Origin of the sequence: uncultured Acetatifactor sp. (assembly GCF_948601915.1) — a bacterium.
In the GTDB taxonomy this organism is placed as follows: domain Bacteria; phylum Bacillota; class Clostridia; order Lachnospirales; family Lachnospiraceae; genus Acetatifactor.
Window position 1 is genome coordinate 1 of record NZ_CAPDXS010000132.1, and the last position, 14,949, is coordinate 14,949.

The window sequence follows — 14,949 nt, forward strand, 5'->3', positions numbered from 1 at the left end:
CCTTGATTTTCCAGTGTTTTCAAAAGTATCGTTATCTAACGTCAGCTTTTGACCGCCCTGGTTTCAAACGGATGATGGAAGATGTCCGGGCCAGGAAAGTTGACTGCATTATTGTAAAGGATTTGTCCAGATTTGGACGAGATTATATAGAAGCCGGGCGGTTGATACAAAAGGACCTTCCGGCTTTAAATGTGCGCTTTATTGCGGTAACGGATTGTTTTGACTCCCTGACAGCGGACTATAATGAAACTTTCCTTGTCCTTCCCGTAAAAAACTTCGTAAATGACAGCTATTGCCGGGACATCTCCGGGAAGGTCAGGAGCCACCAGAAAGTGAAGCGGGAGAAAGGGGAGTTCATCGGCGCTTTCGCAGTCTACGGCTACTGTAAGGACGGGAAGGACAAGAACAGGCTGGTTCCGGATTCCTATGCGGCCCAGATTGTGAAGAACATCTTTGACTGGAAGTTGGACGGGATGAGCTGTGCCGCGATAGCGGGGAAACTGAACGGGCTGGGCATCCTTTCCCCATTGGAATACAAGAAGTCGAAAGGGGAGAGATTTGCTACAGGCTTTCCGACGAAGGTGAAGGCAGGATGGTCATCCCAGGCGGTAAAGCGCATCCTGTCAAACGAAATCTACACAGGTACCATGGTACAGGGCCGCAGGGAGAAGATAAGCTATAAGCTGGACAAATGCCGGGAGAAGCCGAAGGAGGAGTGGATCCGGGTGGAAGGCACCCATGTGCCCGTGGTCGCCAGGGAGGCGTTCGACAGTGTGCAGAAGCTCCTCCCCGTCGACAGCAGGACATCCGGGCGGGAAGGGAAGCCCCACCTGTTCTGCGGGCTGCTGTTCTGCGGGGACTGCATGGAGCCCATGACCCGCCGGGTAAACCGCTACAAGGGTGCGGAGAAGGTATCCTTTATCTGTCCCACCAGGAACAGCGGCCTTGGATGTACCCGGCACACGATTCCGGAGGATGAGCTGCGCAGGGCCGTGCTGAAAGGGCTGCAGTCCCAGGCGGCATTGTTCCTGGACGAGTCGAGAGTGCTTTCCCGCATAGAGGGGATGGAGATGGACTTCGGGGAGTTGTCCCGCTATGACCAGGAGATTGCCAGGCTCCGGGGCGAGGAGCAGAAGTACCTTGCCCTGCGCAGCGGCCTGTATGAGGATATGAAAGCAGGCATCATCACACAGGAGGATTTCTATTCGTTCCGCGGCATTTATGAAGAGCAGTACGCGAGGATTCAGGATGCCATCGGAAAACAGGAGGAGATGGTACGCGCCCTGTTCAAGGCTGGAGTTGCATCCGGCATACGCCTGGAGCGGTTCCGGGAGGCGCTGGAGCTGACGGAGCTGAACCGTGACGTGCTGGTCGCCTTTGTTGACCGGATACTGGTGTATGAGGATAAACGGATATGCCTGGAGCTGAAGAACCGGGAGCTGTACAGCAAGGTCATGATGCTTGCCGGATATATGGAGCGGAGAGAAGCCGAAGCCGCCAGGGCCGGAAAGCCGGCGCACAGAGGAAGAACCGTCCCTACCTCTGGGGGCATGGGAGCGGGGAAGGCAGAAACAGGCGATGTTGGGAAAACGGGATGCAGGGAGACGGCGGCTGTCCCTGCCGGGGATATAAGGAGGGGAGAGATGGGGGCTGCGGGGTATGCGGTAAATGGAAGGGAGGCGGTTTAAATGGCCAGAACTTCCAGAAGAGAGAGGCTGGGGCTGACCCGGGGAAAAGACATGGAGCAAGTCAGCAAGCCGGCTTACGGAATGATAGAGAACCATTCCGCAGGAAATAAAGGCGCCACAGGGCAGAAAACCTATTCCGTGGGCATTTACGCAAGGCTTTCCGTGGACAGCCACAATGAGAAGAATGAGTCCATCGATAACCAGATTGAGATGGCGAAATCCTACATGGAGCTGCAGCCGGATATGGTTCTCTTTGGCTGCTACAGCGATTTGGGGAAGACAGGCACTAACTTCGAGCGGGAAGGGTTCAACCGGCTCATGGCGGATGTCCGCTCCCGGAAAGTGGACTGCATCATTGTCAAGGATTTTTCCAGGTTCGGCCGTAATTACATAGAGGCGGGAAATTACATCCAGAAGATTTTCCCGTTTCTGGGAGTCCGCTTTATCTCCGTCACAGACCGCTTCGACAGCCTGTATGAGAATGGGGACGATCTGGGGGTGAATCTGAAGAACCTGGCAAACGAGATGTATGCAAAAGATATCGCAGTAAAGGTAAAGGCTGCAAGGAAGGCCCAGTGGGAGAAAGGGAGCTATACTGGGAGTATTCCGGCTTATGGATACCGGGTGAAGTGGAATGATGGGAAGAAACGGCTTTTTATGGAAGAGGAGACTTCGGACATCGTAAGGGAAATCTACCGCCTCTACGATGAGGGGAAGAACCTGAAAGAGATTGTGGCATGGCTCTATGGAAAGAAAGTCCACCGCCCGAAAGATTATCGCAGATGTGGCCATGTCTACTGCAGGGAAGGGGAAACGCTTCAGGAGTGGTCCAGGGGAACGGTAAGGGCGGTGCTTGCCAATCCTGTGTATGTAGGCTGGCTGGTCCAGGCCAGAACCTGCGGTAAGGATGATAAAATAAAGAAGAGGCACGACATTTCATCCGGTGACTGGGACATCAGAGAGGGTGCCCATGAGGGCATTGTCTCAGAAGCGCTTTTTTCACGTATAGCGGAAAGGTTCCGGAAGCAGTCGGTATACAGCAATCTGGACGGCTTCTCCAAAGCGGTGCCGGAAGAGGAGGATATTTTTGAGGGAGTCCTCTTCTGCGGCCAGTGCGGGAGCCGGATGGGACGTACCAGCCATGTCAAGGAGTTCGGCTCTGGGGACAAGATAAAGCTGTACGGCTATTTATGCAGGAATGCCTGCCGTATTGACGGCAGAGCCTGTGAAAGGAAGTACATCACCTGCCATAGACTGGAGGAACTGGTGAAGGCAGCGCTCCGGCAGGAGTTTGCCCTGGGCAGCCTGCGGCCAAAGAATCTTGTGGAGCAGAATAATGCCGCCGCAGTGGAAAAGAAGCGGGAACTGGAAAAGGAACTGGGCAGGATCCAGACGGAAGCGGAAGCGGAAAAGCGCAGAGGCAGCGAGCTGTACCTGAAGTACCGCAGCGGGGAGTTGGACAAGGAGGCTTTTCAGGGTTGGAAGGCGCAGGAGGAGAGACAGGGACAGCAGAGGAGGGCCAGGCAGGAAGAGACGAACCGCCGGATCAGGGAGGTGGACGCCCTTACAGCCGCCCAGAACCATTTCCTGCGGACATTGCTGAAGTTCCGTGAGAAATCCGGTCTGGACAGCGAGATGCTGCATACGCTGGTGGAAAGGATTAACGTGTTCCCGGGAAAGCGGGTGGAGATTGTATTCCGCTTTAAGAGCAGGGGCTTTGGGCAGGCCGCAGGCCAGCCGGAGGGCAGGGAAGCGGGGTGGCATGCATGAACAGACAGCTGAAGGTCGCGCTTTATATGCGCCTCTCCAAAGAGGACGAAGACATCATGGAAAAGGGGAATTCCGCGGAGGAACGGCAGTCCATAGGAGAACGGCATTTCATGGAAGAACGGCATTCCATGGAAGAACGGCATTCCATGGAAAATGAGTGTTTTAAGGAGGAGAGCATCAGTATCCGGACACAGCGTATCCTGCTCCGGAATTTTGCGGAAGAACATTTCAGGGACAGTAAAATCTTGGAATTCAAGGACGACGGCTATTCCGGCGTCACACTGGAGCGGCCGGGCGTTTCCGCCATGCTGGGGCTTGTGAAGGAATCGGCTCTCGACTGCATCATTGTAAAGGATTTTTCCAGGTTCTCCAGGGACTATATTGAACTTGGAACCTATCTGGAGCAGATATTCCCGTTTATGGGAGTCAGGTTCATCTCCGTGAACGACAACTATGACAGTGAAGCCGGCAGCGGGGGAGCGGGGGGGATGGACATCTCTTTCCGGAACCTGATGTATGACCTCTACAGCAAGGATCTATCTGTCAAGGTGAAGTCCTCCCTGGCAGCCAAAAAGGAGCGGGGGCAATTCGTCGGGGCGAATTGCCCTTTCGGGTACGAGAAGGCGCCTGGCGACAAATACAGCCTTGTGGTCGTGGAGGATGAAGCAGAGATTGTAAGAAGGATTTTCCGGATGACTGCGGAAGGGATGACATCCAGCCAGATAGCAAAGGCATTCAATAAGGAAGGAGTAAAGACGCCCATAGAATTCAGACTGGAAAAGGGCAAGACCAGCCGAAGAGCCAAAGGAGGCAGGTTCGCATGGCAGGGCAGTACAATCTGCGCCATCCTCAGAAATGAATCGTACACCGGCGATATGGTGCACGGGAAGACCTATAAGGAATATCTGGGAGGCAGAAACCGCGTCAAACCCAGGAGCGAGTGGAGGATTTTCCGAAACCACCATGCTCCCATTATCAGCAGGGAGCTGTTCGAGGAGGTCCAAAAAGGCCGTGGCGGAGGAAAGCCCCGGCGTACTGGGCAGAGGCATCCCTTAAGCGGCAGGCTGGTATGTGGCTGCTGCGGGAGGAACCTGCATATCCGCAAGGGGCTGAATCCTTATTTCTGCTGTCCCAGCCTGTACGACAACCCCAGAGACGGATGTATCAGAAAGGCAAACGCCATGTTCTTAGAGGAGTTGTGCCTGTATGAGCTGCAGAATCATCTGGAGCAGCTGTCAGACAAGAGTGCCATCTGGGAGGAACGCAGGAGGGAATTGTGGCAGCATCTGGAAGAACTGAAAAGGGAACGGCGGAGACTACGACTAAGACTGCAATCGCTCAAAAAGCAGAAGATAGAAATTTATGAGTGCTATGCGGAAAAATGGAAGAAGAGCATTTCATGGGAGAAAAATATTCCAGGGAAGAAAAGCATTCCGAAGAAGGCGGGCGTTTCAGAGCTGAACGGAGAGGATGCCGATAAAGAGGGCGGAGAAGATAGTCTTGCTGTTATGAACGGCAAGATAGCAGAAACAGAAGCCAGGCTGTCGGAAATGGACGGCCGGATAGATTCCATAGAGGCAGAGCTTGCCCGGAAGCAGGGCGCAGAAGAGCTGGGGGCCTATTTGGAGATTCCTGAATTGACAGGGGAGGCGGTGCAGAGGTTCATTCGGCAGATTGTTGTGAAGGATGAGCAGGATGCGGCGATTAGCTGGCGTGACTGAAAGCAGAAAAGGCTGCGGAGGATATCGGATGTCTTGTTGCGCAGGCGGGTGTTTTCCGGTGATTTTGCAGTTATTACCCATGGACAGGGCGATTTATGGCAGAGGCTTCACACAAAGCCAGTATCCATGGCAGAAAACCTTGAATTTATGGGGAAAAATTTCAAAAAAATGCTTGCAGACTATTGACACCAGAGGGAATGGGCGACCATCCAGATTTGCGGGGCAGGGCAGTGTGCTTTCGGGATTTCGTAGGGCGGAGGCGGTTCCTGTATGACGACAGCGGGCACGGCACCCATGTGTGCGGAATCCTTTGCGGGAGCGGACGCTTATCGGGAGGCCGCCTGCGGGGGATGGCTCCGGGGGTGCGGCTGGTACTGGGGAAGGTATTGGACAGAAATGGGGACGGCTCCACGGAGGCCATGCTGGAGGGGCTGGACTGGGTACTGGAGCTGCGGGAGGAATACGGCATACGGATTGTGAACATCTCCGTGGGAATCGGAAGCCTGCGGGAGCGGAGGAAGGAAGACCTTCTGCAGGAGCGGATAGAGAGGCTGTGGAGGAAGGGAATCCTCGTGGTGTGCGCGGCCGGGAACAAGGGACCCCGGGAGGGCAGCATCTCCGCGGTGGGCGGCAAATGCGTGGTGACGGTGGGCTGCTACGACGGCAGCTTTGCTGTGGGCAATCCCAGAAGCTGCGAGCTGTATTCGGGCCGGGGTTTTGCGGGGAGCCCTGACCGCAAACCGGATCTGGTGGCGCCGGGCACGGACATCCTCTCCTGCGGCCTGATGTCCCGGGGCGGACAGGACAGGGGCACGGGGCCCTATGTGGCCAAGAGCGGCACGTCCATGGCCACGCCCATCGTGGCGGGAGCCGCGGCGCTGGCCTTCCAGACATATCCCGGCATGACCAATGAGGAATGCAAGCGCAGGCTCCAGTTTTCAGCTACGGACTTAGGCCTGCCCTGGAACCGGCAGGGATGGGGCCTGCTGAATGTAGGGAGGCTGCTGGACTGAATCAAATACCCTGCTGCAAGCAACGGGGGATCAAGCTTGCAACGGGGTATTTGACCCCCGCGGCATTCGCCAAGTGGCCGTGCAAGCACGGCCGCTTGACTCGTTGCTCGCGGGAATAAAAGGGGCCGGAATATTAATTTTTACGAAAAACCATTGACAGTGCCCATGCGATTGTATACAATAATACGAGTCTGGGATTTATGCCGCACATTGTATGGAGCTGCCGCCATGCGGCAAAACGAGAGACCGCCAGTCAGTCCGGGACGGATTGATATACTGCATAACGCTGAATGCTGCCTAATGTAATCATGCGATTGAATCAGTCAGCGTTATGCAGTCTGGTTTCACGGCAAGTGAAATCGTTAAGCAGTATAAATCCTGGCGGTCTTGAGTATACGAAAAGAGGGAAGATTTATGAGAGACAATGAGACGTTCCAGAATCGCCCGATTACCATGAACCACCACAACAACCTGCTGGAAATAGAGGAGCATATGTACATTCTGGACGATGTGCAGAAGCCCAATGTATTCCGCAACATGTTCCCCTATTCCGAGATTCCGAAGATTCCCTTTAACGACAGGATTGTGCCCCACAACATGCCTAAGGAGATCTGGATCACGGACACCACCTTCCGGGACGGGCAGCAGTCCAGGGCGCCCTACACCACGGAACAGATAGTCACCATATATGACTATCTGCACCGGCTGGGCGGGCCGAACGGCATGATCCGGGCCAGCGAGTTCTTCCTCTACAGCAGGAAGGACAGGGATGCGGTCTATAAATGCATGGAGAAGGGATACGAATTCCCGGAGGTCACCAGCTGGATTCGGGCCAGCAAGGAGGACTTCAAACTGGTGAAGGAGATTGGCATGAAGGAGACGGGCATCCTGGTGAGCTGTTCCGATTACCATATCTTCCTGAAGCTGAAGATGACCAGGCGGCAGGCCATGGAGCACTACCTGAGCGTGATCCGGGAGTGCCTGGAAGAGGGTATCAGCCCCAGATGCCACCTGGAGGACATCACCAGGGCGGACATCTACGGGTATGTGGTGCCTTTCTGCCTGGAGCTGATGAAGCTCATGGAGGAATACCGGATTCCCATCAAGATTCGGGCCTGCGACACCATGGGCTACGGGGTCAACTACCCCGGGGCGGTCATCCCCAGGAGCGTTCAGGGCATCATCTACGCTATCCACACCCATGCGGGGGTGCCCCATGACCTGATCGAGTGGCACGGGCACAATGATTTCTATAAGGCGGTGTCCAATTCCACCACGGCATGGCTCTACGGCTGTGCGGGCATCAACACCTCCCTGTTCGGCATCGGGGAGCGGACGGGGAATACGCCGTTAGAGGCCATGGTGTTCGAGTACGCCCAGCTCAAGGGCCACCTGAACGGCATGGACACCACAGTGATCACGGAGCTGGCGGAGTATTATGAGAAGGAGATCGGCTACCGGATTCCGCCCAGGACGCCTTTCGTGGGCAAGAACTTCAATGTGACCCGGGCGGGGATTCACGCGGACGGGCTGCTGAAGAACGAGGAGATCTACAATATCTTCGACACGGAGAAGTTCCTGAACAGGCCGGTGCTCTGCGCCGTATCCAACACCTCGGGCCTGGCGGGCATCGCCCACTGGATCAATACATATTATAAATTAAAGGACGGAGCCCAGGTGGAGAAGAATTCCCGGCTGGTGGCCGAGGTGAAGAAGTGGGTGGACGAGGAGTACGCGGGCGGCCGGGTCACGGTGATGACCGACGAGGAAATCGTGGCCTGCGTGGAGCGGGTCTGCAGGGAACAGAATCTTTCCCTGGGCGGCTGAGCCGGAACCGGAATCTGTCTATGCCGTGTCGGGAGCGGATAGCCGGAAGCCGGTGGGCTGAAGCCGTTCTTATGTGGCGAGCGGCGGATTGTCCTGGCCTTTGCCCTGGCGGAGCGGTATGGGGGCAGGGCTGCCGGAACAGAAAGGGTGGAAAGCAGTGTCTTAGATGGAAGGCCCGGACAGAAGAGGGGCTTTCCGGGGAGGTTAGAGCAAGAGGAAATGGGAAGTTATGACGTAAGGCAGGAGGTCACTGACAAGTACTCCCTGCGGGGCCGCGTGTTCAACAAGCTGCGGGACGATATCCTCAGCGGGAAATATGCGGAGCATGAGGAGCTGAAGGAGGTGGCGATCGGCGAGGAGATGGGGGTCAGCCGCACGCCGGTGCGGGAGGCATTCCGGCAGCTGGAGCTGGAGGGACTGATCCAGATCATCCCCAACAAGGGCGCCTATGTTACAGGCATCACGGAGAAGGATGTGAAGGACATCTACATGATCCGCTCCCGCCTGGAGGGGCTGTGCGCCCGCTGGGCTACGGAGCACATCACCGAGGAGCAGATGGATGAGATGGAGGAGAATGTCTACCTGGCGGAGTTCCACGCTAAAAAAGGGCATCTGGAGCAGCTGGCGGAGCTGGACAACCGTTTCCATGACATCATGTATGAGGCCTGCGACAGCAAGATTCTGGAGCATGAGCTGAAAGCCTTTCACGAGTATGTGCTCCGGGTGCGGAAGAAGACCCTGGCCAATGTGAACAGGGGGCCGAAATCCAATGCGGAGCACAAGGGGATTATGGAGGCCATCAAGGCGGGGGACGGTGAGCTGGCAGAGCAGCTGGCCCATCAGCATATGATAAATGCCTACGAGAACATGGTCAAAAATGGATTGCGGGAGGCCTATGCCAAAGAAGAACGAAAATAGCCAGTAAAGCGACTTTACTCTTTAGTGCCGTTGCGCAGCGACTTAAATAGAAACAGCCCATGGGCTTGAGGTGCCCATAGGATTTACGGACGCACGGCTAAGCGGCCGGAAATGCTATGCGGGGAAGTGCCGAGAGCGCATGGGCGGAACTGGAATGGAGGAAGTTTTTAGATGAAGAAGATAGAGATGACCACACCGCTGGTGGAGATGGACGGGGACGAGATGACCAGAATCCTCTGGCAGATGATTAAAGACGAGCTGCTGCTCCCCTATATCGACTTAAAGACCGAGTACTATGACCTAGGGCTGGAGCACCGCAATGCCACGGACGACCAGGTCACGGTGGACTCCGCCAACGCCACGTTGAAGTATGGAGTGGCCGTGAAATGCGCCACCATCACCCCCAATGGGGCCAGGATGAAGGAATATGACCTGAAGGAGATGTGGAAGAGCCCCAACGGCACCATCCGCGCCATCCTGGACGGCACGGTATTCCGCGCCCCCATCCTGGTCAACGGCATCGTGCCCTATGTGAAGAACTGGACCAAGCCTATCACCATCGCCCGCCATGCATACGGCGATGTGTACAAGAATACGGAGATCAAGGTGCCCGGGCCGGGCAAGGCTGAGCTGGTGTTCACCGGGGCGGACGGGACCCAGATCAGGGAGCTGATCCATGAGTTCACCGGAGCGGGCATCCTCCAGGGCATCCACAATACGGAGAAGTCCATCGAAAGCTTTGCCAGGGCTTGCTTCGCCTATGCAATAGACACAAAGCAGGATCTGTGGTTCTCCACTAAGGACACCATTTCCAAGAAATATGATCATACGTTCAAGGATATCTTTCAGGAGATTTTTGAGGCGGAGTACAAGGAGAAGTTCAAGGCGCTGGGCATCGAGTATTTCTATACCCTGATAGACGATGCGGTGGCCAGGGTGATCCGCTCCGAGGGAGGCTTCATCTGGGCCTGCAAGAATTATGACGGGGATGTCATGTCCGACATGGTGGCCACGGCCTACGGCGACCTGTCCATGATGACCTCGGTGCTGGTGTCGCCCTCCGGCGTCTACGAGTACGAGGCTGCCCACGGCACGGTGCAGCGCCATTATTACAAGCATCTGAAGGGGGAGGAGACCTCCACCAACTCCATCGCCACCATCTTCGCCTGGACGGGGGCGCTGCGCAAGCGCGGGGAGCTGGACGGCAATGGGGAGCTTATGGCATTCGCTGACAAGCTGGAGCTGGCCTGTGTGAAGACCGTGGAGGACGGGAAGATGACCAAGAGCCTGTCCCTAATCTCCACCTGTGAGAATCCGGTCATCCTCAACAGCCTGGACTTCATAAAGGCCATCCGGGAGACTTTGGACAGCCTGCTGTAAAACGAAGAACCTGTTGTTTGGCATGGAATAACCGGCCCGGTGGCTGTAGGCGGCACTGGGCCGGTAGGCTGTGCCTTAGAGAGAGCAGGGGCTGTTGTGGAACGACTTGGAAGAGACATCCTGCAGATTAAAATGCTCATTCAGGGTTTGGAAATAATCAGAGTTCAGACTGGCGTAAGGACAGGCAAGGAATATCGTCTTCCTTAGTATTCTGCTCTTCCCGATATGTATGTCCATCTGGGACAGGAAATCCATGCCAATGAGGATATTGCCGCTTCTGTCGTAGCTGATTTTTACGAAGTCCTTTTTTAGACAGATGCCATCGAACTCGATTTCAAGGTCTCTGTGCTGGAATGTCACCGACTGAAGTTCCATATATTTGCCTGTTCTAAACTTTTCTTTGTCCGACTCCCGCTTTTCTTTTGAATCATTGACCCCGAAAGATATCTCTTTTCTGATTAAGGGATTGAGGCAATCTATCTGTTTCATTAAACTTGCTTTCTCATTTGAGATACCAAGCTTCCTGACGGGTATGGAGGTATAGGGACATCCTGTATCGATTTTGACGTTAATGTGGTCGATTTTTGTAATATCCAGGCTCTTAATCGCCATATTCACATCGGCTCTTATTTCATTTCGGTGGTTCAGTTCAAGCAGGATAAAATTATTCTTCATAGTAGATATCCCCCTCTAGTTCCAGGCTGTCATTATAGACAGGACATACGATGTTTCCCTGAGAGAATAATCTATCAGATTCGGCATTTGTTTCCTTGCCGATAAATTGTATCGTATAGGTTCCGGAATTCTCGTTTTTTACCAGTAGAATCCAGGTGTCATATATGTCGCTGAGCTGATTCTTGTCTCTGATTTCCATACCAATATATAAATCGTCTATCCCGAATTTATCGTCCCTTGCTGTCATGGACAATCTCCTTTCTTTTTTGTTTAGGCCTATGCATTTCTGCAATGTGAAATCTGGATTTATTCCGCCAGGACCTCCCACTCCGCGTACAGTTTTTCCAGCGTCTCCTGGAGTCCGGCCTGCTCGGTGGTAAGCTCCTGGAGCCGGGCCACCTGTGTCCCGATGGCGGGGTCGGAGAGCAGGGCATCGATTTCGGCGTTCCTTTCCTCCAGGGCGGCGATTTTCTCCTCGCATTTTTTCAAATCGTTCTCTTTCTTGCGGATCCGCGCCTGTTCCTCCTTTTTGGCCAGCCAGTCCTGCTTCGCGTCAGGCTCCGCGGATTTGGCGGAGCCGGCGGAAGCGGCCGTGCCCGCGGAAGGACTGTCAGGGAGGGCGGCGGAAGCCGTCCCGGTCTGCGGAGCCCCCACAGCCGCCATCACTGTGTCGTGCTTTTCCAGATAGTAATCATAATTGCCGATATAGTTCACGAACCTCTGGGCCGTCAGGTCCAGGATCCGGTGGGCCGTCCTGTTGATGAAGTATCTGTCATGGGATACATACAGCACCGTGCCATCATAGTTGTTTAGCGCGTCCTCCAGGATCTCCTTGGAGGCGATGTCCAGATGGTTGGTGGGCTCGTCCAGAATCAGGAAATTGGCATTGCCCAGCATGAGCTTGGCCAGGGAGACCCTGCCCCGTTCCCCGCCGCTCAAATCCCCGATGTGCTTGAACACATCGTCCCCGGTGAACAGGAAAGCAGCCAGAATATTGCGGATTTCCGTATTGTTCAGATAGGGATAGTCGTCGGAAATCTCCTCGAACAACGTCTTCTCCCCGTGGAGCACATGGTGCTCCTGGTCGTAATAGCCGATCTCCACGTTCATGCCCAGGCGGAAGCTTCCGCTGTCCGGCGGCAGCACCCGGTTGAGGATCTTCAATAGCGTGGTCTTCCCGGTGCCGTTGTCGCCGATGACGGCCACATGCTCCCCCCGCTTGATTTCGAAGTCCACATTTTCGAACAGGAGCTGGCGGCCGAAGGCCTTGCCCAGCTTTTCCACGGTGAGCACATCGTTGCCGCTCTGTTTCCTGGGGGTGAGGCGGATGCGCATGTCCGTCCGGACCTCCGTGGGCTTTTCCAGCACGTCCATCTTCTCCAAGAGCTTCGCCCTGCTCTCGGCCCGGCGGACGGACTTCTCCGTGTTGTAGGAGCGGAGCTTCTCGATGACCTCCTCCTGGTGCCGGATCTCCCGCTGCTGGTTCAGATAGGCGGTTATGGCGGCGGCCCGCAGCTGCTCCTTCTTCACGGCATAGTCCGAATAATTTCCGGAGAAGACCGTGGATCTGGTCTGATCGATTTCGATGACCTTGGTGGCGATCCGGTCCAGGAAATAGCGGTCGTGGGAGACGATGATGACTGCCCCCTTGTAGTTCATCAGGTAGGTCTCCAGCCAGGCGATGGAGTTCATGTCCAGGTGGTTGGTGGGCTCGTCCAGGACGATCAGGTCGGGCCTGCGCAGCAGGAGCTTGCCCAGGGCCACCCGGGTCTTCTGGCCGCCGGAGAGGGTGGACACGGATTTCCCGAATTCTTCCTCCGCAAAGCCCAGGCCTTTCAGCACGCCTGTGATCTCGCTCTTATAGGAATATCCGCCTCCCGTCTCAAAAGCGTGGGTCAGGGAACCGTACTGCTTCATCAGGGCCTCCAGGGCGCTGCCCTCTTTTGCCTGCATGGCCAGCTCGCACTCCCGGATGCGGCGCTCTAAATCGATCAGCTCCTGCTTCACCGACAGCACCTCCTCATAGATGGTGTTGGCAGTGTCCACGGCCCCGTCCTGGGCCAGATACCCCAGGGTCTTGCCCCTGGAGAGGGTCACGGCCCCTGCGTCCGGCTCCATCTCCCCCACCAGGATGCGCAGCAGCGTGGTCTTCCCGGCGCCGTTGATGCCCACGATGGCCGCTTTTTCGTAATCTTCTATATGGAAGCCGACATTTTCCAGAACCCTGTTCTCCAGGAACGCTTTGCTTATGTTGTGGCAAGACAGTACCATTGCTCTATCCTTTCTCCTGCGAAACCTATGATTTCCGATACATTGCTGTGGATATATTTTACTGTGGAAAAAGAGAACTGTCAATGCGGATGAAAAAGGATTTGCGCGAAAGGGGAAATTGTTGTAAAATGGCAACAACGACAAAAAGTTTTCTGATTTTCTGAGAATGACAGATGAGAGAAGAGAGAAGAGGGTGCTGATGGAAGAGAACACGTATCTCCATGTAGATAAAGAGACATTGAAGCAGATTGACGAGAAGATGCCGCCCCAGGAGGAGCTGCTGGATCTGGCGGAGTTCTTCAAGGTGTTCGGGGACGGCACGCGGCTGAAGATTCTGTACGTGCTGCTGGCCGCGGAGATGTGCGTCTACGACATCGCCATGGTGCTGGGCATGTCCCAGTCGGCGATTTCCCACCAGCTGCGGGTGCTGAAGCAGATGGATCTGGTGAAGAACCGCCGGGAGGGCAAGACTATATTCTACTCCCTGGCGGATTCCCATATCGTCACGATTTTAAGCCAGGGGCTGGATCACATCGAGGAGTGAAGTGAGCGGCAGCGGCGCATATCAGTCCTGCGCCGCCGCGTCCTTCGCCCCCTGGAACACTTCGTAGGTGCTGCTCCCCAAAGCCGAGTGGTAGATGGTGGTGTCGTCCTGGAATTCCTGGAAGTACACATACCGGGAGGTCATGTTGATGTTGTGGTAGATGCCCTCGGCAATCACTGTAGGGTTGCTGCCGTCCGTCCCCATGCATTTCAGGGCGGCGTCCTGCCCGTTGGTCTGGTAGTAGACATAGCCGCCGCCCACATTGAAGCATTCGATGCGCTCATCGGCCAGCACCTGGATCACGTCCTGGGAGCGGGAGTAGCGGCAGAGCCTGTAGTCGTTTGCTACGTCCATGTAGTACACATAATCCCCCTCCAGCACCGGATTCCACAGATTGCCCCGCCAGATTTCCCTGGGGGCGTCCGTGGCGGTGTCCAGGGCGTAGAGGAAATGGTTGCCCTGGGTGCCGTTGTAGTAGATGATGCCGTTCTCGGCGCAGGCGGGGTTGATCTGGTAGTCGGCCAGCTTCACTTCATCGGAATTGTCTATCTTCATCTTGGAGAAGGAGATGTCGTCATTGTAGGCGGTGAGGAAGTACAGGTAATTATTCACAAGCTGGGCGGTGACCACTACCTTGGTGGTCAGGGAGGTGGCGTTGCTGCCGTTGAGCTTGCAGCGCTGGAAGGTCCGCAGGCCCAGGGCGCCCGAGAACCCCGAGTCCTCGTAGGAGATGCCCGTGTGGTAGTAGTAGAGATATTTGCCGCCGGCCAGGATGTTGCGCACCTCCAGGGAGTTGAGCCTGCGGAAATCGGTCTCGTCCGGGTTCATGGCGAAGAGGCCGCCCTCGGGGAAGGAGTTCAGGAAATAGACGGTGCCGTCATATTCGCAGAAGCGCCCGTCGTTGTTCAGGTTGCCGGCAGTGTTGCCCACGGTTCCGTCAGGGTTCATCCGGACCCGCTGGGACAGGGCAAGGATGGCCGCTATGCCTGCCAGCAGAACGACGATGATAATGCCCAGTACGATTTTTACGGATTTTTTCAATCTCATTTTGATATCCTCCATCTGTTGCCTTCTTTCATTCTTTCTTACTATAAATGAGCAAATTTGAATTTTTACCAAAACTGCTATAAATACTTTAAAAC

Annotated in this window: 13 protein-coding genes; 9 read left to right on the plus strand and 4 right to left on the minus strand. The window is 55.3% G+C overall.

Going from position 1 to position 14,949, the window contains the following annotated elements:
* Nucleotides 1–2 precede the first annotated feature (2 nt).
* The 8 genes from Q2B33_RS18845 (at nucleotide 3) to Q2B33_RS18880 (ending at nucleotide 10,317) form a co-directional block, all read left to right on the plus strand.
* Nucleotides 3–1,688, plus strand: a complete 1,686-nt coding sequence (locus tag Q2B33_RS18845; RefSeq protein ID WP_300792142.1) for a recombinase family protein — start codon at nucleotides 3–5, stop codon at nucleotides 1,686–1,688.
* On the plus strand, nucleotides 1,689–3,458 hold the full coding sequence (locus Q2B33_RS18850; protein WP_300785439.1) for a recombinase family protein: 1,770 nt from the start codon (nucleotides 1,689–1,691) through the stop codon (nucleotides 3,456–3,458).
* Nucleotides 3,455–5,179 carry a recombinase family protein gene (locus tag Q2B33_RS18855; RefSeq protein ID WP_300792140.1) on the plus strand — a complete coding sequence of 575 codons (1,725 nt, stop codon included), beginning with the start codon at nucleotides 3,455–3,457 and terminating at the stop codon, nucleotides 5,177–5,179. The genes Q2B33_RS18850 and Q2B33_RS18855 overlap by 4 nt, the downstream gene beginning before the upstream one ends.
* Nucleotides 5,180–5,227: 48 nt before the next feature.
* The gene (locus Q2B33_RS18860) at nucleotides 5,228–5,365 is read left to right on the plus strand and encodes a hypothetical protein (RefSeq protein ID WP_300914165.1); all 138 of its coding nucleotides are present in this window, start codon (nucleotides 5,228–5,230) and stop codon (nucleotides 5,363–5,365) included.
* 11 nt (nucleotides 5,366–5,376) lie between these two features.
* Nucleotides 5,377–6,192, plus strand: a complete 816-nt coding sequence (locus tag Q2B33_RS18865; RefSeq protein ID WP_300914169.1) for a S8 family serine peptidase — start codon at nucleotides 5,377–5,379, stop codon at nucleotides 6,190–6,192.
* Nucleotides 6,193–6,606: 414 nt separating this feature from the next.
* Nucleotides 6,607–8,019 carry a 2-isopropylmalate synthase gene (locus Q2B33_RS18870; protein ID WP_300768615.1) on the plus strand — a complete coding sequence of 471 codons (1,413 nt, stop codon included), beginning with the start codon at nucleotides 6,607–6,609 and terminating at the stop codon, nucleotides 8,017–8,019.
* A 219-nt stretch (nucleotides 8,020–8,238) separates the two neighbouring features.
* Complete coding sequence (locus tag Q2B33_RS18875; protein ID WP_296477452.1) at nucleotides 8,239–8,937, plus strand: GntR family transcriptional regulator; 699 nt, start codon at nucleotides 8,239–8,241, stop codon at nucleotides 8,935–8,937.
* A gap of 171 nt (nucleotides 8,938–9,108) precedes the next feature.
* On the plus strand, nucleotides 9,109–10,317 hold the full coding sequence (locus Q2B33_RS18880; RefSeq protein ID WP_300784552.1) for an NADP-dependent isocitrate dehydrogenase: 1,209 nt from the start codon (nucleotides 9,109–9,111) through the stop codon (nucleotides 10,315–10,317).
* A gap of 75 nt (nucleotides 10,318–10,392) precedes the next feature.
* Here the strand turns inward: Q2B33_RS18880 and Q2B33_RS18885 are convergent, their stop codons facing one another.
* The 3 genes from Q2B33_RS18885 to abc-f are packed head-to-tail and all read right to left on the minus strand — an operon-like array spanning nucleotide 10,393 to nucleotide 13,263.
* Nucleotides 10,393–10,992, minus strand: a complete 600-nt coding sequence (locus Q2B33_RS18885; protein ID WP_300573502.1) for a hypothetical protein — start codon at nucleotides 10,990–10,992, stop codon at nucleotides 10,393–10,395.
* Nucleotides 10,982–11,239: a hypothetical protein gene (locus Q2B33_RS18890; protein ID WP_300573505.1), complete on the minus strand. Its 258-nt coding sequence runs from the start codon at nucleotides 11,237–11,239 to the stop codon at nucleotides 10,982–10,984. Before Q2B33_RS18890 ends, Q2B33_RS18885 begins: the two co-directional genes overlap by 11 nt.
* Before the next feature lie 59 nt (nucleotides 11,240–11,298).
* Nucleotides 11,299–13,263: a ribosomal protection-like ABC-F family protein gene (gene abc-f / locus Q2B33_RS18895; protein ID WP_300573508.1), complete on the minus strand. Its 1,965-nt coding sequence runs from the start codon at nucleotides 13,261–13,263 to the stop codon at nucleotides 11,299–11,301.
* A gap of 199 nt (nucleotides 13,264–13,462) precedes the next feature.
* On the opposite strand from abc-f, the gene Q2B33_RS18900 reads away from it, so the two are divergent.
* Nucleotides 13,463–13,807 (plus strand): helix-turn-helix transcriptional regulator, encoded by a 345-nt coding sequence (locus tag Q2B33_RS18900; RefSeq protein WP_296477462.1) that lies wholly within the window; start codon nucleotides 13,463–13,465, stop codon nucleotides 13,805–13,807.
* A 21-nt stretch (nucleotides 13,808–13,828) separates the two neighbouring features.
* Here the strand turns inward: Q2B33_RS18900 and Q2B33_RS18905 are convergent, their stop codons facing one another.
* Nucleotides 13,829–14,854, minus strand: coding sequence for a DUF5050 domain-containing protein (locus Q2B33_RS18905; protein ID WP_300573512.1), 1,026 nt, complete (start codon nucleotides 14,852–14,854; stop codon nucleotides 13,829–13,831).
* Between the last annotated feature and the right edge of the window lie 95 nt (nucleotides 14,855–14,949).